The sequence below is a fragment of the Pseudomonas sp. MWU13-2105 genome (assembly GCF_023242315.1).
In the GTDB taxonomy this organism is placed as follows: domain Bacteria; phylum Pseudomonadota; class Gammaproteobacteria; order Pseudomonadales; family Pseudomonadaceae; genus Aquipseudomonas.
Window position 1 is genome coordinate 1 of the sequence record NZ_JALLIY010000036.1, and the last position, 22,529, is coordinate 22,529.

17 protein-coding genes and 1 rRNA gene are annotated in these 22,529 nt (G+C 59.8%); 9 read left to right on the forward strand and 9 right to left on the reverse strand.

The features are described 5' to 3' along the window. The 3 genes from pabB to M5B96_RS31540 all read left to right on the forward strand — a co-directional run. The coding region (pabB, locus tag M5B96_RS31530) for an aminodeoxychorismate synthase component I (protein WP_248800980.1) at positions 1-1,181 on the forward strand (1,181 nt) is incomplete at its 5' end. Next, complete coding sequence (locus M5B96_RS31535; RefSeq protein WP_248800981.1) at positions 1,178-2,050, forward strand: prephenate dehydrogenase dimerization domain-containing protein; 873 nt, start codon at positions 1,178-1,180, stop codon at positions 2,048-2,050. The genes pabB and M5B96_RS31535, both read left to right, overlap by 4 nt. Before the next feature lie 93 nt (positions 2,051-2,143). Further along, the gene (locus M5B96_RS31540; RefSeq protein WP_248800982.1) at positions 2,144-3,670 is read left to right on the forward strand and encodes an MFS transporter; all 1,527 of its coding nucleotides are present in this window, start codon (positions 2,144-2,146) and stop codon (positions 3,668-3,670) included. Between the two features lie 20 nt (positions 3,671-3,690). Here the strand turns inward: M5B96_RS31540 and M5B96_RS31545 are convergent, their stop codons facing one another. Both M5B96_RS31545 and M5B96_RS31550 read right to left on the reverse strand, forming a co-directional pair. After that, the gene (locus tag M5B96_RS31545) at positions 3,691-4,155 is read right to left on the reverse strand and encodes an AAA family ATPase (protein WP_248800984.1); all 465 of its coding nucleotides are present in this window, start codon (positions 4,153-4,155) and stop codon (positions 3,691-3,693) included. A 147-nt stretch (positions 4,156-4,302) separates the two neighbouring features. Then, positions 4,303-4,827, reverse strand: coding sequence for an AAA family ATPase (locus M5B96_RS31550; RefSeq protein ID WP_248800986.1), 525 nt, complete (start codon positions 4,825-4,827; stop codon positions 4,303-4,305). 433 nt (positions 4,828-5,260) lie between these two features. Between M5B96_RS31550 and M5B96_RS31555 the strand changes: the two genes are divergently transcribed. Beyond that, positions 5,261-5,641 carry a DUF6124 family protein gene (locus M5B96_RS31555; protein WP_248800988.1) on the forward strand — a complete coding sequence of 127 codons (381 nt, stop codon included), beginning with the start codon at positions 5,261-5,263 and terminating at the stop codon, positions 5,639-5,641. A gap of 134 nt (positions 5,642-5,775) precedes the next feature. On the opposite strand, the gene M5B96_RS31560 is transcribed toward M5B96_RS31555, so the two are convergent. From M5B96_RS31560 to M5B96_RS31580, 5 genes are all read right to left on the reverse strand, one after another. Then, a complete protein-coding gene (locus M5B96_RS31560) occupies positions 5,776-8,322 on the reverse strand; it encodes an EAL domain-containing protein (protein WP_248800990.1) in 2,547 nt (848 codons plus the stop codon). 260 nt (positions 8,323-8,582) lie between these two features. Next, on the reverse strand, positions 8,583-9,455 hold the full coding sequence (locus M5B96_RS31565) for an ABC transporter permease (protein WP_248800992.1): 873 nt from the start codon (positions 9,453-9,455) through the stop codon (positions 8,583-8,585). A 19-nt stretch (positions 9,456-9,474) separates the two neighbouring features. Then, positions 9,475-10,329 carry an ABC transporter ATP-binding protein gene (locus M5B96_RS31570; RefSeq protein ID WP_248800994.1) on the reverse strand — a complete coding sequence of 285 codons (855 nt, stop codon included), beginning with the start codon at positions 10,327-10,329 and terminating at the stop codon, positions 9,475-9,477. Positions 10,330-10,334: 5 nt separating this feature from the next. Beyond that, positions 10,335-11,372 (reverse strand): ABC transporter substrate-binding protein, encoded by a 1,038-nt coding sequence (locus M5B96_RS31575; protein ID WP_248800996.1) that lies wholly within the window; start codon positions 11,370-11,372, stop codon positions 10,335-10,337. A gap of 25 nt (positions 11,373-11,397) precedes the next feature. Beyond that, on the reverse strand, positions 11,398-12,294 hold the full coding sequence (locus M5B96_RS31580; RefSeq protein ID WP_248800997.1) for a TauD/TfdA dioxygenase family protein: 897 nt from the start codon (positions 12,292-12,294) through the stop codon (positions 11,398-11,400). A 513-nt stretch (positions 12,295-12,807) separates the two neighbouring features. On the opposite strand from M5B96_RS31580, the gene M5B96_RS31585 reads away from it, so the two are divergent. The 5 genes from M5B96_RS31585 to M5B96_RS31605 all read left to right on the forward strand — a co-directional run bounded on the left by M5B96_RS31585 (position 12,808) and on the right by M5B96_RS31605 (position 20,027). Next, positions 12,808-13,497, forward strand: coding sequence for a GntR family transcriptional regulator (locus M5B96_RS31585; protein ID WP_248800999.1), 690 nt, complete (start codon positions 12,808-12,810; stop codon positions 13,495-13,497). An 871-nt stretch (positions 13,498-14,368) separates the two neighbouring features. Further along, complete coding sequence (locus M5B96_RS31590) at positions 14,369-15,148, forward strand: DUF3050 domain-containing protein (protein ID WP_248801001.1); 780 nt, start codon at positions 14,369-14,371, stop codon at positions 15,146-15,148. Further along, positions 15,145-16,074, forward strand: a complete 930-nt coding sequence (locus tag M5B96_RS31595) for a diiron oxygenase (RefSeq protein ID WP_248801003.1) — start codon at positions 15,145-15,147, stop codon at positions 16,072-16,074. Before M5B96_RS31590 ends, M5B96_RS31595 begins: the two co-directional genes overlap by 4 nt. Positions 16,075-16,088: 14 nt before the next feature. After that, on the forward strand, positions 16,089-19,532 hold the full coding sequence (locus tag M5B96_RS31600) for an amino acid adenylation domain-containing protein (RefSeq protein ID WP_248801005.1): 3,444 nt from the start codon (positions 16,089-16,091) through the stop codon (positions 19,530-19,532). 27 nt (positions 19,533-19,559) lie between these two features. Beyond that, entirely contained in the window at positions 19,560-20,027 is a 468-nt protein-coding gene (locus M5B96_RS31605) for an SRPBCC family protein (RefSeq protein WP_248801007.1), read from the forward strand. A gap of 179 nt (positions 20,028-20,206) precedes the next feature. Here the strand turns inward: M5B96_RS31605 and M5B96_RS31610 are convergent, their stop codons facing one another. Both M5B96_RS31610 and rrf read right to left on the reverse strand, forming a co-directional pair. Then, a complete protein-coding gene (locus M5B96_RS31610) occupies positions 20,207-22,087 on the reverse strand; it encodes a methyl-accepting chemotaxis protein (protein ID WP_248801009.1) in 1,881 nt (626 codons plus the stop codon). Between the two features lie 225 nt (positions 22,088-22,312). After that, a 5S ribosomal RNA gene (gene rrf / locus M5B96_RS31615) occupies positions 22,313-22,428 on the reverse strand. Between the last annotated feature and the right edge of the window lie 101 nt (positions 22,429-22,529).

Here is a 22,529-nt window from a genome sequence, read left to right on the forward strand (position 1 = left end):
TCGAGGGCGATTGCTTCACATTGATCGGCCAAATCATCGAGTCGGTGCAAGTAGAAACGCCACAGTATTTACCGTTTGCCTTCAAGGGTGGGTTCGTAGGGTATCTGGGTTATGAGTTGAAGGAGCAGGCAGGCGGCCAAAGGGCTTATCGCTCGGAATACCCCGACGCCTACTTCATGTTCACACCGCATTTCTTCGTTTTCGATCACCACGACAACAAGCTGTACGAGTGCCTGATGAGCGCAACCGGCCAGCCGCCTGAATGGCCGCAGTTGCCGCCATCTTTGTTGCCTAAGGGCCAGGCTGCCGATGAGCTGCAACGGTTCATCCCAGGAGCTGTGAATGAACTCAAGCTGTCCCTCGAAGATAGTCCAGAGGACTACATCCGTAAGATCAAACAGTCGCTACAGTACATAACCGACGGCGAATCCTATGAGATCTGTCTGACCAACCGGGCCAGGATGGCGTATGGCGGATCACCGCTGGATGCCTACCAACGGATGCGCGAAGCCAGCCCCGTGCCCTATGGCGCCTACCTGATGTTCGACCGGTTCTCGGTATTGAGCGCCTCACCCGAAACCTTCCTCAGAATCGAGGACAGTGGCCTGATCGAGTCCCGGCCAATCAAGGGAACCCGACCACGAAGCCAAGACGCCGACGAAGATCAGCAATTGCGCGAGGCTTTGGGGATCTCGGCCAAGGATCGTGCCGAAAACCTAATGATTGTCGATCTGGTTCGTCATGACCTGAACCGTGTCTGTCGGCCTGGCAGCGTGCATGTTCCGGAGATTTTCTCGGTCGAAAGTTTTTCTTCAGTGCATCAACTGGTTTCGACGGTGCGCGGACATCTGGGCGCTGGCATATCAACTGTCGAAGCCATCAGGGCCTGCTTCCCTGGAGGCTCAATGACAGGCGCTCCGAAGAAACGCACCATGGAAATCATCGATACATTGGAGTCCTCGGCACGGGGCGTCTACTCCGGTGCGCTGGGTTGGATATCGTTCAGCGGTGGCGCGGAGTTGAGCATCGTCATTCGCACGGCGGTGTTACGGAATCATCAGGCCGAGTTCGGAATCGGAGGCGCCATCGTTGCCCATTCTGATCCGCAACAGGAGCTCGAAGAGACCTTGGTTAAAGCCAGCGTCCCTTATTACAGTTTTGCCGCAGGGAGCGAACAATGAAGAACAACACGGTTGTCGTGTTGGGAGGAGCCGGCCTCGTCGGCTCGCTGATCAGCCGTATTCTCAAGCAGTACGGGTACAACATCAAGACAGTGGATCAGCGTTCTGGTGGTGTTGAGAGCGACTACTACGAGGTGGAGGTAACCAACCCGTTCAGCAACACCGAGCATATTTTTCGCAATGCAATGGCAGTGGTTTTCGCTTTACCTGAAAGTGTCGCCATCCGCGCCATCCCCTGGGTCATCCAGTCCGTGTCGGCAGATGTTGTGCTCATGCCTACCTGCTCGGTACAGAGACCTTTCTACAACGCTTTGAAAGCTGCGTCGCCCAACCAGCAGTTCGTTGGTATCAACCCGATGTTTTCGCCCAAGCTCTCGGTCCAAGGGCGCACGGTAGCGATCTGTGTAGAAGACAGTGACGCACCAAAAACCTTCATTGAACAAAATCTGATGGAGGCTGGCATGAAAATCAGGCGAATGACGCCAGCTACCCATGACGAACTGATGGCGCTCTGTCAGGCGTTGCCTCATGCAGCCATTCTCGGATTTGGCATGGCCTTAGCGAAATCCTCGGTGGATCTGGCCGTAGTCGAGGAAGTCATGCCGCCCCCTATGCGGACCATGATGGCACTGCTTTCTCGCCTGCTGGTCAATCCTCCTGAGGTTTACTGGGACATACAACTGGAAAACGACCAAGCCTGTCACCAGCGCGAAGCACTGGCACAGGGAATGGAGCGCTTGATGGCAGATGTCAATGATCGGGATTACGAGTGTTTCAGAAGTGACTTACAGACCATTTCCAACTCTCTGGGCAAGCTCGTGAATACAGGCGCCGTAGACTGCCAGCACATTTTTTCTCTGCTGAACTGAAACCAAGCCTCGCCAGAGAATGACGAAGCATCGTGTCACGGGATCACTAGCCAGTGATCCCGTGATTATTGGCTTGATAAAAGGGGGCAGTGAATGTCATTGAGTACTGAGGCTATGCAACAAAGACCTCGATTCAAACGCTGGTTGGGTCTGGCCGTATTGATGCTCCCGGTACTGCTGGTGACCGTGGATAACACGGTGTTGGGGTTCGCGCTGCCGAAGATAGCCGAGGCCCTGCATCCCACTGCCAGCCAGCAACTGTGGATGATTGATGCCTACTCGCTGGTATTGGCGGGATTGCTGGTGTCCATGGGTAGCCTGGGAGATCGGGTCGGTCATCGCAAGTTGCTGCTGATAGGCTCACTGGGTTTTACCATCGTCTCCGTCATGACGGCCTATTCCGCCAGCGCCGCACAGTTGATTGCGGGACGAGCCTGCATGGGGGTCTTTGGCGCCATGCTGATGCCCTCGACGCTGGCGCTGATCCGCTCGGTCTTCGAGGATCGGGAAGAGCGGCGCCTGGCAGTTGCAGTCTGGGCGACCACCTTGACTGTGGGTTCGGCGCTCGGGCCATTGATAGGCGGCATACTGCTGGAATTCTTCAGTTGGGGATCAATCTTCCTGCTGGCCGTGCCGGTACTGATACCGTTGCTGACCCTCGGGCCGTTGTTATTACCCGAGTCAGAACCGGATGCCTCTAGCACTCTTGATCCGTTGAGCATTCTGCAATCGATGACCGCGCTGGGAGCGTTGGTGTATGGCATCAAGCACGTCGCCAGCGAAGGCATCGATGGCATGGCCCTGGCGGCCTTTGTCATCGGTATGACGACTGGCTGGTTGTTCGTACGTCGCCAACTTCGCCTGCCGACCCCCTTGATGGACCTGGCACTGTTGCGCAATAAAACCTTCAGCGTCTCCGTGGCCATCAACCTGATGAGCCTGGCGTTCCTGATCGGATTTGTTTTTTTTGCCACACAGTTTCTGCAAATCGTCCTGGGTATGCCTCCCTTGAGTGCCAGCCTGGCAATGGTACCCGGACAAATCATGGCGATTATCGTTGGGATGCTAGTGGTGCCGGTTGCGCAACGGGTTTCGGTCCACGCGCTTGTGCCAATCCTGTTGGCGTTTACCGGGGTCGCGTTCCTGCTGGTTGCCAGCCTGGGCATCAGCTTGGCGGTCCTGGTCGTCGCCTTTGCCTTGTTGAATATAGGCGTGGGTGCGATCGCCACGGTCTCCAATGACGTGATTCTGTCGGCGGCACCGCCCACCAAGGCCGGAGCGGCATCGGCTATCAGCGAAACCGCCTATGAGGTGGGCGTGGTACTAGGGACGACAGTGCTCGGGGGGCTGATCACCTCTTACTATCGAGGTACGTTGCAATTGCCGCAATTTCTCACTCCGCTGCAAGAGCGCCTCGCCAGCGAGACATTGGCCGGTGCCCACACGGTGGCGGCAACATTGGCTAGTGGTCAGGCGAATGAATTGATGAGCATCGCAGGGCACGCATTTGAAGGAGGAATTGGCTTGATGTCATGGGTCACATTCATCGTCGCCGTGATGGCCATTGTCATCGCGAGGTGGACCCTGAAAACGCCCCAGGGACAGCATCAACCAGAATAAGGCTAACGTTTGGGCGCTGATTACGACGGTTCCTCCCTCAGACAAGGCATTTCAAGTAAGTGCCTTGACTGCCCCCCCAGAAGATTCTTCTTCCAGAGATCACCAAGGCTGTACTCCTCCAGCCATTCGGCCAACAGGCTTTCATCGAGGCGCTTGAACACAGACGCTCCATCCACCTTGTCCACGACGATGAGGTCGTGCACATCGAACTCATTCACCAACTCGACCGATTGTGTCGAGATGATCAATTGGTGCTTCTGCGCCCTGGCCCTCATTAACGCCCCCAATGTGATGATCGCAAAAGGGGGCAGACCGAGCTCAGGCTCGTCAATCAGGATCGCGGACGGCATGAAGGTTTCGGGTTGAAGCAGTACGGTTGCCAAGCAGATAAATCGCAGCGTGCCATCGGATAACGCACTGGAATTTAAGGGCACATCCTGCCCTTTCTCCGTCCATGCGAGTTGGATCTTTTCTTTGTTATCCACGGTAGGACGCAGATGAAAGTCGTCAAAGAAGGGAGCTACCAGTTGGATTGATTTGACGATGCGCTTGTAGTGAGCCTCATGGTGATTTTTTTCAGGCGATAGAGAAAGGCCGCCAGATTGCGCGCATCGTCACGTAGGTACTCGTTGTCATTGATCCCGTGGATCTGTTTGACCCAGGCGCTTTGGCTCGTATCGTGGAAATGGTAAAAGCAGCCAGCTGCGCATAGCCGATACGACGTGCCCGTATACCGCTGTGCCCTTCTGCGTTTCAGCGTAAGACTCGAAGTGCCCAGACTCGGCTCGATAATCACCATACAAATTCCGCCAGAGCGCTTCGTGAGAAAACATCATCCGATTGTCTTGCGTCGGCACGAGCGTGAATGTGTAGCCGTTATTGCCAAAATACAGATGTGCACTCAGATGTTCGGTTTTCTTGCGTCCGAAATGCAGGAGAGCGTCCGGACCTCCCGCAACACCCACAGAGACTTGCAATTTCTCATCGAGCAATCTGTTGATCAGACGGAAAAAGCCGATGAAGTTGGATTTACCGGCACCGTTGGCACCGATCAATACGTTCATTTTTCCCAGCTCGATGTCGCACTCGGCAATCGACTTGTAGCCGCGTAAAACCAGTCGCGATAGCAGCTTCGGGGCATCCACTTTACTGGTCATGTGCGCATTGGAGTGGCAGTAAATACAGAATGGCAAAACTCTCCGGTCAAATAATGAACATTATCGCTAGAGCAGCGGCTCGTCTCCAAAGGGGCTATCGCCGGACAATTCCCTTTCCCTTGCCTGAAGTTTCCTAGAAAATCCTTTCGCCTTGCGCCTGCTGGAAGCGGTCACTAGTCTTCGTTCTATCGCTGCAAAATCAGCGATCTAGGTGTGGAAACCTGAACCTACCAGTAGGCGCATCAGCGCCACCAAGCTCATTGTCGGCGTTTTTTTGCTCCGCAATGTGTTCTATGGCGGCTGTGCGCAGGCAGACCTCGGTCTGGCCGGGTTGCCTACTGGTCCGGTTTTCCACCCTGTGTACAGCTGCCACCTTTTCGCCGTGTGGAAACGGCAGAAAGAGGGCTCCCACTTATCACGTAGGAGCTGGACCATGGATAAAAGACTTACACCGGACCCGCCGATCAGTTTCCCGGCATCACGTCGCGCAAAGATCGGAAAACCTCATTTCGATGCCGCTGCCGAACGCGCTTTTGCGCACTACGGGCTGCCGCTGAGCGAAGACCCACTCAGACCTCACCCAACCTTCTCCCCCTCGCCCACTCGTATCCCCTCGTCACTCAGCGTGGAAGACAAGTTGGTCAACGCGCTGTCGATCCTGCAATCGGCGGCGGCCACGGCTTATGAGTCCGCCGACCAACTCGACGGTGCCAAGCGCAAGTTGGCGATGGGGACCGTGCATTTGATCGAGTTGGCGCAGTCGTGGGTCGACTCGGTGATCGATGAGACGTCGGCAATGGGGACTGTGGGCTGATCCAGAGACTGCGGCGTTGCTGAAGACGCCTTCGCGGGCAAGCTCCGCGAAGACAACAGGACAGCTACCACAAAATCAGCGGATGTATATCAACGCACCAGAGGCCGCGACTGAGTGACCTCGGCAATGGAGCCTCAGGCATTAAGCCGGAAACTCTCCAGCCACGAGCCCAATTCGCAGCCCCGCATCGGTTTGGAAATCAGAAACCCCTGCGCCACCTCATAACCCTGGGCCTGGAGAATCCTTTGCTGGGCCAGGGTTTCCACGCCCTCGGCCACCACCCGCAACTCCAGGCTCTCGCCGATCCGGATCACCGCCTCGCTCAAGGCCTGGCTGGTGTCGTCGGTTTCCAGGTCATGGACAAAACTGCGATCGAGCTTGAGCTCCTTGATCGGCAAGCGCCGCAGGTAGCTCAAACTCGAATAGCCCGTACCGAAGTCATCCATGGCCAGGCGGACCCCCAGGGCATGGACCTCATCGATCGTGCACAGGGTATCCGGGTTGTTGTCCATCAACACATTCTCGGTGATCTCCACCGTCAGGTCCGCCGCCACCAGGCCGTTCTGCGACAAGGCCCGACTGATAAAACGGGGTAAATCACGGTTGTGGAAATTGGTCGGCGAGAGATTCACCGAAATGCTCGGCACCTTCAGGTGCTGACGGCGCCAGCTTGCCAACTGCCGGCAAGCTTCTCGCAACGACCATTGGCCGAATTCGCCGATCAGGCCACACTCCTCGGCCATGGGAATGAAGGTGCTGGGTGATACATCGCCGAATTGCGGGTGATTCCAGCGCGCCAAAGCCTCGATGCCGCACAGGTCCTGGCGGTTGAGATCGACCTGCGGCTGATACACCAGGTGCAATTGTTTCCGATCAATCGCCTCACGCAGGGCGGTTTCCAGGCTCAGCCGCCCCTTGGCCATCTGATCCAACCCGTGACTGAAGAAACTGACACTGCCCCGTGCATTGGTCTTGGCCTGGTACATGGCGATGTCAGCCCGTTGCAGCAGCACCTCCATGGTCCGACCATCTTCCGGAAACATACTGACGCCAATGCTGGCGGAAGGCTTGAGGGTCACCCCGGCAATCTGGCACGGGGCGCTCAGGCAGCTTTTGAGCCCGACGAGAAGATCGGTCACTTGCTCCAGCGAGCATTGCGGCAGTACCAGCACAAACTCATCGCCGGACAGCCGACAGACAATATCCTGCTTGCGCCTCCGCTCATTCAACCGCCGGGCGATCATGCACAAGAACTCATCGCCCGCCGAATGCCCGAGGGAGTCATTGACTTGCTTGAAGCGGTCCAGGTCAATGAAGACCACGGCCAGGCTGCTCTTGCTGCGCACCGCATCGGCAATCGCCTGGTCAGCCTTGGCGTGCAGCATATTGCGGTTGGGTAGCCCGGTCAGGTCATCGTAGAACGCCAACTGGCGGATATGGGCCCGGGACTCTTCACGCTCCAGGGCCAGTGCACAGAGGTGGATCGTGGCATTCACCAGAAGCAGATCCAGCGGGCTTGGCTCGCGCTTCTCCCGGTAGTAGAAGGCGAAGGTTCCCAGCACCCGCCCGGAACTGGACTTGATCGGCGTCGACCAACAGGCCTTGAGCCCCAATGGGATCACCTTGTCGCGAAAACCTTCCCAGAACGGGTGATGAGCGATGTCCGTCACCACCACCGGCTCACCGCTGAACGCCGCCGTACCACAAGACCCCACTTGCGGGCCGATGCGCAGGCCATTCAGGGCACTGGAGTAATGCTCCGGCAAGCTAGGGGCCGCCAGGGCGTGCAAGGTGCCCGCTTCGTCGACCCGCAGGATCGAGGCAATCACGTCGGGGGCAATCCGCTCGACCTCACGACAGACCAACGACATCAAGGCCGCCAACGATTCCTCTCGAACCATGGCTTCGAGCACTTTGTGCCGCAGGATCTCCGGCATCCGCGTATGGGTCACGTCAATCAGTACGCTGACGGTGTTGGTCAGGTGGCCGAGGCTGTCGAGCACCGCATAGGTGGTGACGTTGCACCAGACCCGACGACCATCATGGCGATAACCGAACTCCTGCGAATGATAAGTCTCGCCTCGCTGCAACTGGTCACGGATGGCGGCAATATCGTCCAGTTCGAAATACGGCGCGATGACCTTGATCGGCGTTCGCCCCACCACGGCGGCCGCATCGTAGCCGAACATCTGGGTGAAGCCACCGTTGACGTAGAGAGTCTGCCATTGACCGTCGGTGATAATGATCGCGTTTTCGGTGCTGTCGACCACCAGTGACAGCAGATACAAGCGCTCGCGCTCTTCATGCTGGGCGGTAATGTCCTTGAGGAAGGCGGTGTACATCACCTGGCCGTCGCTCCTGACCTTGGAGATGGACATCGCCCCCCAACGCCGGGTGCCGTCTTTGCGCTCGATCAGCACATCGCGACTGGTGCCGACGATCTTGTTGATTCCGCCACGACGATTGGCATCGATGTAGCCGTCATGCTCAGCACGGATCAACTGTGGTACCAGGATACTGACGTTCTGCCCGATCACCTCCTCCCGGCTGTACCCCCACAAGGCTTCGGCGGCAGCGTTGAACAGGATGACCCGATTCTGGCTATCAATGACCACAACACTGTCGATGCTCTGTTCTAGGGTCTGGATGAAAACTTGGGAAAGATCCTGAATCTCAGGCATGGCAATGGCCTACTCACGGGAAGGAAGACAAACACAATATCGGGCTCCCTCCCAGTTGCTTCAGGCGTTCGATGGTCTCTGTCCACCCGCAGAGATCGGTAGGGTCAAGGGGCAAAGAAGTAAAGTCATAATCTATACATTGATGTCAATATGCCGCCACCCGATCATCGTACTATTGACCTTGATCAAAGAACCTCAACGGACAGATGTAATATCTTCGTCGCGGGCCCGCGACGAAGGCGTTCTCAAAAGTATTCTCATTAGCTGTAACGTTGCATCCCCCAACGTTTCACCGTCACCCGCTCCAGAGTATCGAATACCAGGTTCTCCACCAGCAAGCCGATCAGGATCACCACCGCCAACCCTGCGAACACCTTATCGGTGTACAGCTCGTTGCGGTTCTGGAAGATGTACCAGCCCAGCCCGCCCTTGCCGCTGGTGGCGCCGAACACCAGTTCGGCCGCGATCAAGGTGCGCCAGGCAAACGCCCAGCCGATCTTCAGCCCGGCGAGAATCGACGGCAGCGCCGCCGGAATCAGGATGAACAGCACAAAACGCAAGCCCTTCAGGCCGTAATTACGGCCCGCCATGCGCAGGGTCTCCGACACGCCGAGAAACCCGGCGTAGGTATTCAGCGCCAACGCCCAGAGCACCGAGTGCACCAGCACGAAAATCAGGCTGTTCTGCCCCAGGCCGAACCAGAGCAACGCCAGCGGCAACAGCGCAATCGCCGGCAGCGGGTTGAACATCGAGGTCAGGGTGCTGAGCAGGTCCCGTCCGAATTGGCTCGAGACCGCCAGCGTGGTCAAGGCAAACGCCAGGACAATCCCCAGTACATAGCCCTTGAGCAGCACCACCAGGGAAATCCCGACCTTGTCCAGCAACTCGCCACTGATCAGGCCGTCATATAACGCACTCGCGGTCTGCAGGAAACTCGGCAGCAACAGGTCGTTGTTCTGATAGCGCGCCACGGCTTCCCAGAGGATCGCCAGCAGTACCAGGATCAGGCTCTTGCGCAACCAGCCTTGTTGCCACAGTCGTTGCGTCAGGGGCAATTCGCGCTCCAGCGGGACCTCGAACAAGGGCTCCAGGGTCACTTCATATTCTTCACGCACAGGGGATGAAAGATTCATCGGGCATTCCTCCAGCCGCTCAATAGGCGATGCGGATATCGGCGAAATCCAGTTCGGTTTCGGCCTGCGGGGTTTCGTCGAACAGCAGCCGGTGGATCCGGCGCGCCGACGCCTGGAACTCGGCGCCGCCCAGGCTGTGCAGGTTGTACTGATGGCTGTGGATCTCCGCCCGTACCCGGCCCGGATGCGGTGACAGCAACAGGATGCGATTGCCCACCACCAGCGCCTCTTCAATCGAGTGCGTGACGAACAACAGGGTGAAACGCACCTCTTCCCAGAGTTGCAGCAATTCCTCCTGCATCTTGCGCCGGGTCAGGGCATCGAGGGCAGCGAAGGGCTCGTCCATCAGCAGGATCTTGGGTTGCATCGCCAGGGCCCGGGCAATCGCCACCCGCGCTTTCATGCCGCCGGACAAGGTATGCGGATAGGCATCGGCAAACGCTGACAAGCCGACCTTTTCCAGGTAATGCAGCGCCCGCTCTTGCGCCTCCCGGCGCTTGAGGGTGGCGGACGCCTGCAGCGGAAACATGACGTTCTGCTTGACGGTTTTCCACGGCGGCAACTGGTCGAATTCCTGGAACACCACGATGCGGTCCGGGCCCGGGTCGGTGACCGCCTGGCCCTGCAGGCGGATCTCGCCTTCGCAGGGCCGGATAAACCCGGCCACCGCCTTGAGCAAGGTCGACTTGCCACAGCCCGAAGGCCCGAGCAGGACAAACCGATCTTCGTGGTCGACTTCAAAACTGACCTGGTGCGTCGCCCGTACGACTCGCGCCGGGGTACGGTACTCCAGGCTGACCTGGTCGACCGCCAGCAACGCCGGGGTAGCGAGGGTCGGGTTGCTGGCCGTGTGGCCTTGCAAGGAGGCATTCATGGCGGTCAGCTCCCCTGCAGCAGTTTGGCGTCCTCGAAGAAGTAGTCCTTCCACGACTCCGGCTTGTGCTTGATGGCGCCCACGCGATAGAGGAACTCGGCCAGCGGGTAGGTGTTCTTCGGCGTCACGCTGAATTCGAACTGCGGGTTGTCGATGATTTTCAGCAGCGCCGCACGGTCGATCTTGGCCTTGGTCACCCGCAGGTAGGTGTCCGCCGCCGCGCCTTTGTCCTTCTGGGCGAACTCGGCGGCTTCGGCCAGGGCGTCAACGAAGGCCTTGTAGGTTTTCGGGTTGTCGTTGCGGAACTTCTCGGTGGCAAACAACACCGTCGGCGAGTTCGGCCCGAGCAGGTCGTAGCTGTTGAGCACCACATGCACGTTGGGGTTTTCCAGCGCCTGCTCCTGGAACGGTGGGTTGGAGAAGTGCCCGGTCAACTCGGTACCGCCGGCGATCAGGGCCGCCGTGGCATCGGGATGCGGGACGGCGACGGTGTATTTGTCCAGGCGATTGAATTCCTTGTCGCCCCACTGCCTGGCCGCGGCGTATTGCAGGAAGCGCGACTGCACGGAAACGCCGACCGCCGGCAAGGCAATGCGGTCCTGGTCGGTGAAGTCGGCGATGGTCTTGACCTTCGGGTTGTTGCTCACCAGGTAGTAGGGGAAGTTGCCCAGCGAGGCGACGGCCTTGACGTTCTGCTTGCCGTAGGTGCGATCCCAGATGGTCAGCAACGGCCCGACACCGGCACCGGCGATGTCCACCGAGCCGGACAGCAGCGCGTCATTGATCGCCGCACCGCCGGACAGTTGGGTCCAGTCGACCTTGATATCGATCCCTTCGGCCTTGCCGTACTTCTCGATCAGATGCTGGTCGCGGACCACGTTGAGCAACAGGTAGACGATACCGAACTGTTCGGCGACGCGGATCTCGCCTTCGGCTTGGGCCGCGGCCGGCGCCAGCAGGCTGCCGGCCAACAGGCTCAAGCCAAGGCCGACGGAAATGGTGAGACGGCCGAGTTTCGGCCACAACGCAAAGGGTGCAGGCATGGGGATGCTCCTTGAAGCGATCAGGTCAGAACGGGGCATCGCCCTGGATGGTGGTGCGATAGAGCTTGCGCCGCAGGTGAATCGGGCAACCGGCGGCCAGGTGCACCAGCGAACGGTTATCCCAGAACACCAGGTCGTGGGGCTGCCATTGATGGCGGTAGATGTTTTCCGGCAACACGCTGTGGGCGTACAGCTCGCTCAGCAACTGGCGGCTTTCGTCTTCCGGCAGGCCGACAATCCGCGTGGTGAAACCTTCGCTGACGAACAGCCCCTTGCGGCCGGTTTCCGGGTGAGTGCGCACGATGGGATGCACCACCTCGGCGACCTGGGCCAGTTGTTCCGGGGTCAGGGTCGGCCGCCAACTGCCTGCGAATTTGCTTTCGCTGTAGCGGGCGGTGTAGGAGTGCGCCGCCGAACGGCCTTCGACCGCCTTGCGCAGGGCCTCGGGCAGGTTGTCCCAGGCCTTGTGTTGGTCGGCGAACAGGGTATCGCCACCCTCCTCCGGCAGCTCCTGGGCGTGCAGCATTGAACCGAGGCTCGGTAGCTCCTTATAGGACAGATCGGAATGCCAGAACTTGCCCGCATCGCCCAGGCCAATATTCTGACCGTTCTCGATGATGTTGGAGACGATCAGGATCTCCGGGTGCCCGGCCAGCAGGAATTGCTTGAGCACATGGATCTGCAACACGCCGAAACGGCGGCTGAAGGCGATCTGTTGCTCGGGGCTGATGCGCTGGTCGCGGAATACCAGCACATGGTGCTCCAGGTGCGCGCGGTGGATGCGGGCAAAATCTTCGTCATTGAGCGCTCGGCTCAAGTCGAGGCCGACGATTTCAGCCCCCACTGTGCCAGCAAAGGGACGGACGTCGAAACGCTGTGCCGGGGCATCGGCTAAGGTCGAAACGGAAGAAGCCAGGGACATGTAAGGACTCCTGCGCAGGGCACGCTCAGAGGTGCACTTGCTGATCAGACACTCACGCGGGTCGCGTGTGGGTTCAGTTCATGCGGCGCACCAAGGACTCGGTGGGCACGCAGGAATATGACAATATAGATATAAGAGATATAACTTAAATACTATTAAGGAATATCAATAGGGCCTTTTTTCATGGCTGGTGCGGAGCCGGATGGGTACTTTTCCGCGCAACCCAAGGACCTCTCCGACAGGTGCGGACGCCTTGGAAACCCAGGTTCTGGAACCTTGTGCAAAACACTGGGGCCGCGGGAAGCAATACGCATCGCCAAGAGGGCGAGTCCCTACAGTCACTTGGGAATCGATTGATAGTTTCAGGGAGGGCTGGTGAAAGAGAATGGCACCATGCAATCATCCGTCATGGCGCGCCTCAAGCGCAGAAAATGGTCGGTTTGACAAGCACCCGGGCAGCTTCTAGTGTGCCAACGGATCACCCTTCAACCTTGTTCAAAACAGAGTAGTCGCGTGGCGGAAAAACCGAATCCCTTGAACAGCGTTCACGTCAATGGACCCATACCCGCCCATCTGGCCCGGGCGGTGATAGAGGAAACCTTGCGCAACGCGATCCTGGACGGGCGCCTCCCCTGTGGCCTGGCCTTGCGCCAACAGGAATTGGCGACGCTGTTCGGCGTCAGCCGCATGCCCGTGCGCGAAGCCCTGCGCCAGCTCGAAGCCCAGGAACTCCTGCATGTGGTGCACCACAAGGGCGCGGTGGTGGCGCCACTGATCGTCGATAACTCCATCGAAGCCTACGACTTGCGGATCCTCCTGGAAACCGAAGCCCTGCGCCGCTCGGTGCCCTTGCTCGATGAGAATGACTTCAAGCAGATCGAGAGGTATATCGATCTGCTTGAAACCGAAGAAGACTATAGCCAGGTCGGACGACTCAACCGTCTCTTCCACATGGGCCTCTACAGCAAGGCGCCCAACCACAAACTGTTGAAACTGATCGAGCAGGGCCTGGTGGAAGAGGAACGCTTCCTGCGTTTCAACCTGTCGGCCATGGGGCTGGGCAAACTCTCCCAGGATGATCATCGCGCCCTGCTGAGCTCCGCCCGCGCCGGTGAGATCGAAGTATGCGTGGAGAACCTGCGGCACCACCTGCAACGCGGCATTGAAGTGATTCTGCGCTATCTGGCCCAGACCCGGTCTTGAACCGCTGCGCCGATACGCCCGCAGGGGCCGATGGCCCCCTGCTTTACCGACGTGCACGTTGGCTGCGGGCCAACGATACATATTGCCTGTGAGCGACAACGACGGCGCCGATCATCTGTCATCAGCTGTTTTGCATGATTCGTGAAATAGACCCCGGGCGCATGCCCCGCCACGCGGGATGACCCTATCTATTCACGGCTTCGGACAGGTTTCGCCTCTTCCGGCGATAGCAGAACTGCCCGTTTGGGCACAGGCTTGCTCAGCGATAATGAATTGACGAGCGACGTACCGCTCTGCGCATGCAACTTTCGGATTACATCACTTACCCAAGGAGCACTTCCACGCGCCGGAAGTACGGATTAGCCGCGCCCCGGCCACGCCTATCAAATTATTAAGCCACTCCCACTTTGAGAGCCATATGGATGAGGCATTCAATCATTCATTTAAATTCTGATCGTTATTATTCGGAAGGGGCGCTCTCACCCCTAAAAACACGGTATCACCAGTGTTATCGGCAACACTCATCCGTTAAAAAACACAACTTACAATTGTTCTAAAAATAACTTGATCCGCGCTGATTACTTGTATTAATTTTTAATGGCTTTCGGGCAACCCCTGTCGCAATGGCCTTAGCCAGCCTAGACATAGGCGCCCAGCAACACCAAACAAAATACGCTCAAAACGCTTGCGCGATGACGCTTTGGCGCATGTTAAACAGGCAGTGATTGCTCTCGATGCTTTCAATTTCTTATTGAGGACGCTGCTCGTCTGCCTGTTAACAAATTTGACATTAGCCAACCGTCATAACGATTAGAAGACCGCTTGTAACCTGTCACAACCTTCAAACTTTGCAGCCACGTGGTGATTATTAATGAGCGCACTAAAATCCCTTCTCGACAGCCGAAAAGAACAGTTGACCCAACACCCTGTATTCAGTGAGATCCATTCACTTTCACTGCTTCGACGATTCATGGAAGTCCATGTCTTTGCCGTCTGGGACTTCATGTCGTTGACCAAGCGTTTGCAACAGGAATTGACCTGTACCACCTTGCCCTGGCTCCCGCCCAAGGACCCCCAGGCCGCGCGCCTGATCAATGAGATTGTCCTCGGCGAGGAGTCCGACCAACGCGCGGGTCCCGGCCATTGCAGCCACTTCGAGTTGTACCTGGAGGCAATGCGCGAAGTGGGTGCCAGCACGCTCGCCATCGAACGCTTCATCGAGTTGCTGCGTGAAGGCGTGACGGTCGACACCGCGCTGCGCACGGTGAACGCCCCGTCGATGGTGCTCAGCTTTGTCGGCAACACCCTCGACATCGCCCTCAACGCCTCGGCGCACCGAGTGGCCGCAGCCTTTTTGCACGGTCGGGAAAGTGTTATCCCGCACATGTTCCAGCGGATTCTCGATGAATGGGGCATCGACCAGGCCCAGGCCCCGACGTTGCGCTACTACCTGCAACGGCATATCGATGTCGACTCCGAGGACCACGGGCCGGCGGCCGAGCAACTGCTGGAGCGCCTGGTGGACGGTCAATCGCAACGCGAAGTGGAGATCTACAGCGCCGCCCTGGCGGCCGTGGACAGTCGCATGGCGCTGTGGGACGGCTTGCAACTGAGCCTGAACGAGCACGTCGACGAGGTGGCCATCTCATGAACGCCGCCGACTACAGCTCCTTCGCCGATGCCTGGGAAAGCCGCGCCAGCATCCGCACCCGTCCACGCCGCCTGCTCGAGGATGACGATCGGCTGATCTATCCGCTGAGCCGCCAGCCGCTGGTCAGCAGCGAGAGCTTCCTGACCCTGTGCCCAGGGCAAAGGGATTTCGTGCTGCTGCAGAGTCTCTACAAATTCATCAATGACGTGGTGATTTTCGAGACCGATATCGTCGACCGCACCGCGCGCAGCATTGCCAAGGGCCGCTTCCCGATCGACTTCCCGTTCGCCTGTCGCTACGACGCCATGACCGTGGTGGTGGACGAGGATTATCACGCCCTGGTGGCCATGGATTTCATGCAGCAGACCGTGGCCATGAGCGGTATCGAACCGCTCGAACTGCCCGAGGAAATCGAATTGAGCCGGGCGATACCGGCGGCCATGGACATGGCCCCCGAGCACCTGCGGGCGGCCATGGAACTGATCTGCGTGGCGATCTCGGAAAACACCGTGACCAACGACGTCGCGGCCTTTGCCAAGGACGAGACGATCAAGCCCTCGATCAAGGGCCTGATGGCCGATCACCTGCTCGACGAAGGCCGACACGCCACGTTCTGGACGCGCCTGGTGCGGATCTACTGGCAGACCGCGAGCGAGGACGACCGCGACCTGATCGCGCAGATCCTGCCGGTGTTCATCGTGCATTACCTGACCAACGACATCCAGAAGGCCTTCGACTTCCGCGTGATCGAGCACCTGCCGGTGACCGAGGCGATTCGCCAGGCCCTCAGGCGCGAGGCCCTGGGGCTGGCGTATCCGATCAATCGCCACCATCCGCTGGTGATCAATATCGTGCGCTTCCTGCGCAACAGCTCGCTGCTCGATTCGCCCTGTGTTCAGGACGCCTTGAGCGACTACCTGATCTAGCCAAGGAGATCATCATGAGACGTCTCACCCTTTTGCTCGTCGGCAGCAGCCAGGCGCTGGATGAATTGCTTCGCGAGCTGGAACAGCACGGGCATTCGATTCAACGCCTGAGTCAGGCCCAGGCCATCGAAGCACAACCGCCGGGCGCGGCGGATCTGTTGATCGAAGATGGCAGCCTGGCGTTGCCCAGCAGCTGGCGGCGCGACCTCGGCGCCTGTATTCACCTGGCCCTGCGCCTGGAGCAGGGCCCCGTGACGCCCCACGGCCTGCCCGAGCTCGGCCTGCTCTGCCACTTGGTCGAGGAGAACGGGAGCCGCCTGATCCAGCGCCTGTGCGTTGCCCAGGACGGCTCCGGAAATGGCCAGGTGCTACGCCTCGCCGCGGTCCAGGCCCTGGTGGAGCAGGTGGCCTTGCAGGTCAGCCGCTACTCCCGCGATGCCGAACACTTTGCCGAAGCCGTGACGTTACCGTCGGCGCCAGGGCACTCGGAACAGGATCTGCGCCGGCTCGAATCCCTGGCCTTCGAACACCGTTTCAACCAGACCGCGCGCCCCGAGTTGCTGGCCCTGGCGCAGGTGCCGGTCATCGTACCTATCGAAGCCAGCCTGCGGCGTTTCGCCGAACGCCCGGCGCTGACCCTGGACGGGGTATCACTGACCTACCGGGAACTGCATGACCTGAGCCGGACAATCCAGCAAGCCCTGCTGGCCCGGCTCGACGCCTTGGGGCCGTGCGCCGGGCCGCCGGTGATCGGCCTCTGCCAGCACAAGAGCGCCGCGCTGTACGCCAGCATCCTGGCGATTCTCGGGGCCGGCGCGGTGTATCTGCCGCTCGATCCTGGCCACCCGCTGCAACGCCAGCTGTTCGTCCTCAAGGACGCCGGCGCCACCTTGCTGCTGCACGACGGGCAAGCGCCGCTGGCCGAGCATCTGCCGGCCCTGGATGTCCGCAACCTGACGAGCGCAGCGAGCGATCAACCCCTGGTACGTCAGGCACTGGCAGCCCAGGCGCCCTGCCTGGCGCTCTACACCTCGGGCACCACCGGGCAGCCCAAGGGCGTACTGCTCAGCCAGCACAACCTCAGCCATTTCACCGCCTGGTATGCCGACTATGTGCAGCTCAGCGAAAACAGCCGGGTGCTGCAGTTCTCCACCCTGAGTTTCGACTCGTCGCTGATCGACATATTCCCGACCCTGCTCCGTGGCGCGGAGTTGGTGGTGCCCACTGAAGACCAACGCCGCGACCCCTTGCAGCTACTGGCGTTGATTCGCCGGCAACAGCTCAGTCATGCCTTCCTGCCACCGGCGCTGCTGAGCATCCTGCCGCTGGACATGCCCCTGGGCCTGACTCACGTGATGACCGGCGGCGACGTCTGCGAACCGGATGTCATCGAGAAACTCGCGACGCAGTGCCATTTCTACAATCTCTACGGGCCCACCGAAGCCACGGTGCTGGTCACGGCCAGGCGCTTCCAGGCCGGCTCCGGCAATCGCAGCCTGGGTCAGCCGATCGCCAACAGCCAGGTGCTGATTCTCGACGAACAACGCCAGCCGGTCGCCGAGCAGAGCGTCGGCGAGTTGTACATCGCCGGGCCCGGGGTCGGCCTCGGTTACCTGAATAATCCCGCCAAGACGGCGGACAGTTATCTGCAACTGGATCTGGGCCAGGGTGCCAGCCTGCGCGCCTACCGTACCGGCGACATGGCCAAATGGACCGGCGAAGGCATCGAGCTGTGCGGACGCCGGGACAACCAGGTGAAGATCCGCGGCTTCCGGGTCGAGCCGGAGGAGATCGAGCAGTGCCTGCGCGACAGTCGGCTGTATCGCCAGATCGCGGTGGTCATCGATCCCCGGCGGCGGGTGCTGGCCTTTATGAGCCAGGCACAGTCTCCCGGCGGCCAGGACGCCCTCAGGCAGCATGCCGAGCGTTATCTGCCGGACTATATGCAACCGACCGTGTACACCGAGCTGGCCAGCATGCCTGCGGCCAGCAACGGCAAGATCGACCGCGCGGCGTTGCTCCAGCTACCGGTCGAGACGCCTGAAAACGGCCGTCGGCGGTTACCGGCCACGGCGGACGAAAGCCGTCTGCTGGCGCTCTGGGCCGAGTTGCTGGAACTGCCCGTCGAGGACATTTCCACCGACGAGAGCTTCTTCAACCTGGGCGGACACTCGATTCTGCTGTCGAAAATGCTACTGGGTATTCGCGAGCAGTACGGCCGAGGGATCTCCATCAACCGTTTTATCGAAGAACCGACCCTGTGTCGCCTGGCGATGCTGGTCGGGGGCGCGGCCACCAGCCAGGCCCTGAGCGAACAGATCCTGGTCGACGCGTCCCGAGAACTGGGCCTGAACGTGTTGCCCGCCGAGCGCGCCGGCGATGTGAACAAGGTGGTGGTGACCGGGGCCAACAGTTTTGTCGGCGTGCACCTGGTCGAAGCGCTGCTGGCCGGCGGCGCCGTCGAGGTCGCCTGCCTGGTCCGCGACAGCGTGGCGGAGCCGGCGGCCGAACGCTTTGCCCGGGCCCTGCGGGAAAATCGCCTGGAGCATCTGGACCTGAGCCGGGTGCGGGTGCATGCAGCCGACCTGACCCGCCCGCTGTTGGGGCTGGCCCCGGCGGTCTACGAGCGGATCGATCGTGAATTCGGCGCCCTGCTGCACAACGCCGCCAACGTCAATCACGTACTCGACTACGAGTCGCTGGCAGCGGACAACGTCGATCCGTTGTTCGAATGCCTGCGCCTGTGCGAAGGCCGCAGCAAGAAGATCTTCAACTTCATCTCGACGCTGTCGGCCTCCAGCAGTGTCGACGCCGAGGGCCGGGTGCTCGAACAACCGGCGGCGCAGACACCGCCGATCTATATCAGGAACGGCTACAACCTGAGCAAGTGGGTCGGCGAGCGGATCCTGCAACGGGCTCGCGAGCAAGGCGCCTGGGTCAACCTCTACCGGCCCGGCAATATCAGCTTCAACAGTCGCAGCGGGGTCAGCCAACCGCATAAGAATCGGCTGATGCTGATGCTCAAGGGCTCGTTGCAGTTGGGCCAGGTGCCCGCCCTGGAGCTCAATTTCGACCTGATGCCGGTGGACTTCCTCGCCCGCTTCATCGCCGTGCATGGCCGGCGCACCAGCGTCCACGGGGTGTTCAACCTGCACAACCCGCAGCCCTTGAGCTGGGCCGACTACGTGGCTTCGTTCCGCGAGGCCGGCCACGACTTCCAGTTGGTCAGTGTCGCCGACTGGCAAGGCCAGTTGCATCGGGTCGACAGCAGTAATGCGCTGTTCGAAGTCCTGGGTTTCTACCTCAACGGTTTCGAAGAGGACATCGGCGATATCTCGGCCATCGGCCATGCCCACGCCGCCGCCGGCGTGCGCGAGATGGGCGAGCAATATCCGGCCAAGACCCCGGCGCTGCTGCGCAAGGGCTGCGACTACCTCAAACAGATCCAGTTCATCTGATTCACCCCACCCACAAGGAGTTACATCATGAATAACCTGCAACCCGATAGCCTGATCCGCAATCCACAAGGCAGCCCGGTGATTTCATCGGTGGAAGTCGCCCGCGACGCGGCCACGGTCTGGGCCGTGGTCGGTGATTTCGGCGGCTTCGCGGCGTTCATCACGGCGCTGGAGCGCATCGAAATGACCGGCGAAGGGGTCGGCTCGCTGCGCAAGAAGTTCTTCAAGGACGGCAACCTGGTGGTCGAGCAGCTCAACTCGCGGGACGAGCAGGCACGGCGGATGACCTGGACGACGATCTACAACACCCTGGGGGTTGGCCAGCTGTGGGCGGCGATGACCGTCGAGGCGCTGGATGCGCAGCGCTGCCGGGCGACCTGGACCATCATTGCCGAACCGGCCACGGGGGGCGAGGAGGCGCTGCCGGGGTTCCGTAGCTTCGTCCAGGGGTTTGCCGATGATGCGATGAACAATGTGCGGACGTTGTTGGCCTGATCAAGTTCGGCCCCGCCGCCAGGTATTGCCTGCGGTCTGGTGAACGACAGATCTCCTCTGTGGGAGCGGTGCTTGCCCGCGAAGCTTTTGGCGTCCTTGAGGCCGCCTTCGCGAGCAAGCTCTGCTCCCACACAAGCCCTGCTTCCGCAAGAGAGGGGGTCAACACAGGTATCGCGGGATCAGATCCGGAAACTGTCCACCAACTGCTTCAACCGTCCGGCCTGTTGCGCCAACGCATCACAATCCTTCAAGGTTTCATTCAGGTTTGCCACACCCTGCTGGTTCAGCAGGTTGATCTGGTTGATATCGACGTTGAGGGTTTCCACCACTGCAGTCTGTTCCTCGGTCGCAGCCGCCACCGACTGGTTCATCCCATCGATCTCGGTAATCCGCTGGGTCACGCTGACCAGGCGGGCACCGGCCTGGTTGGCGACTTCAACACTCTCCTCGCTGGAGACCTGGCTGGCGTTCATGGTGGTCACCGCTTCCCGCGAACCGACCTGCAACGAGGTGATCATCTTGTGGATCTCCTCCGCCGATTCCTGGGTCCGGTGGGCCAGGTTACGCACCTCATCGGCCACCACGGCAAACCCGCGTCCCGCCTCACCCGCCCGCGCCGCTTCAATCGCCGCGTTGAGGGCCAGCAGGTTGGTCTGCTGGGAGATGCCCTTGATCACATCGAGAATGTGCCCGATGTTATCGGTGCTGGCGTTCAGCGTTTCGATCTGGGTGCAGGACAGACTGATCTTCTGCGACAGCTCGGTCATCGCCAGAATGGTTTTCTCCACTACCTGACGCCCGTCGTCCGCCTGTTCGCTGGCACCGCTGGCGTGCTGCGACGCATCGGCGGCATTGCGCGCGATTTCCTGGGTAGCCGCGCCCAACTGGTTGATCGCCGCCGCCACGCTGTTGGTCCGCGCGCTCTGCTCGTCGGAACCGACGATCGAGGCATTCGAGGAGTTCATCACCCGCTGGGACAGGTCGTGGACCTGGCGCGTAGCCGAGGACACTTCACTGATGGAGGCGTGGATGCGCTCGACGAACTGGTTGAAGGAGCCGGCGAGCTCGCCGAATTCGTCCTTGTTCTCGATGCTCAGGCGCCGGGTCAGGTCGCCCTCGCCCTGGGCGATGTCCTGCATCGCGCGGCCCATGGTGGTCAACGGACGCATCAGGAACTGGATCAACAGGGTCAGCAGCACCGCGATCGCCACCACGGCAATCAACATCGCGATCAACGCCGAAGTCCGGAACTTGCTCAGTGGCGCGTAGGCCTTGTCCCGGTCGATGGACAGACCGATATACCAGTCCGCCGAAGGCAAGCCCACCACCGGTGTGAACGAGATAATCCGTTCCTGGTTGTTCAGGGTGACTTCCTGGATGCCCTTGGTAATCCGCAGCCCGGAGTTCGGGTAGAGGTCCTTGAGGTTCTTCATCACCTGGTCTTTCTCCGGGCTGACGATCACCTGCCCGTCGCCGCTGACCAGGAAGGCCTGGCCAATACCGCCGAAGTCCACCGAGTTGATGATCTTCACCAGGGTTTCCAGGCTCAGGTCACCGCCCACCACACCGAGCAGTTGCCCACCGCTCTTCACCGGCAGGGCGATGGTCACCACCAAGCCGCCGACCGAGGCCATGTAAGGCGGGGTGAGCATGGTCTTGTCCGCCACCACAGCGGATTTGTACCAGGGGCGCTGACGCGGGTCGTAACCGTCAGGCATCTTCGCGTCGGGACGCTGGGTAAAAGTGCCGTCGGTCTGGCCGACATAGGTGAACTGGAAGTTGGAGGTCAATGCCGGTTGATCGACCAGCCCCGGGTAATCGGCCTTGCTGCCCTGGTGTGCAACGTTCTGCGCCAGGTTCTCCAGTATCAGGATCCGTCCGCCCAGCCAGTTCTGCACGCTACTGGCGGTCAGGTCACCGGCTTGCTGGATGGAGGTCTCGAGGTTCTGCCGGATGGTACCGCGCTGCAGATAGTCGTTGTAGAACGTGAACAGCGCAAAGGCGAGAACCACGACACCAGAGGCGGCCAAAAGGATTTTATGGCTGAATTTTAGATTCATTTTATAGACTTCTATGCCGAAAGTGGGGATGCGTGCGGGTACAACACTCGTTGTGCGCGTAGGCAAGCTTCTATGGCTGCTCCACTTTGGTGCACGCATTGCTCACCATGCTGTCGGCACCATGGAACGAAAACTTAACTCATTTCAGCAGATGCCAGGAGGCTTTTCTGCGGGCCAAAAACAAAACCCCCGTCTGCGCAAGCAGACGGGGGTTTCGGAATTCAATCTTGACGATGACCTACTCTCACATGGGGAAACCCCACACTACCATCGGCGATGCATCGTTTCACTGCTGAGTTCGGGATGGGATCAGGTGGTTCCAATGCTCTATGGTCGTCAAGAAATTCTGTGGCCAGACCCGCCGCTGGAGGGCGTGTCAGCAAAATCGGGAACTTCTACTAAAAACAAAACCCCTACCTGCATACGCAGATAGGGGTTTCGG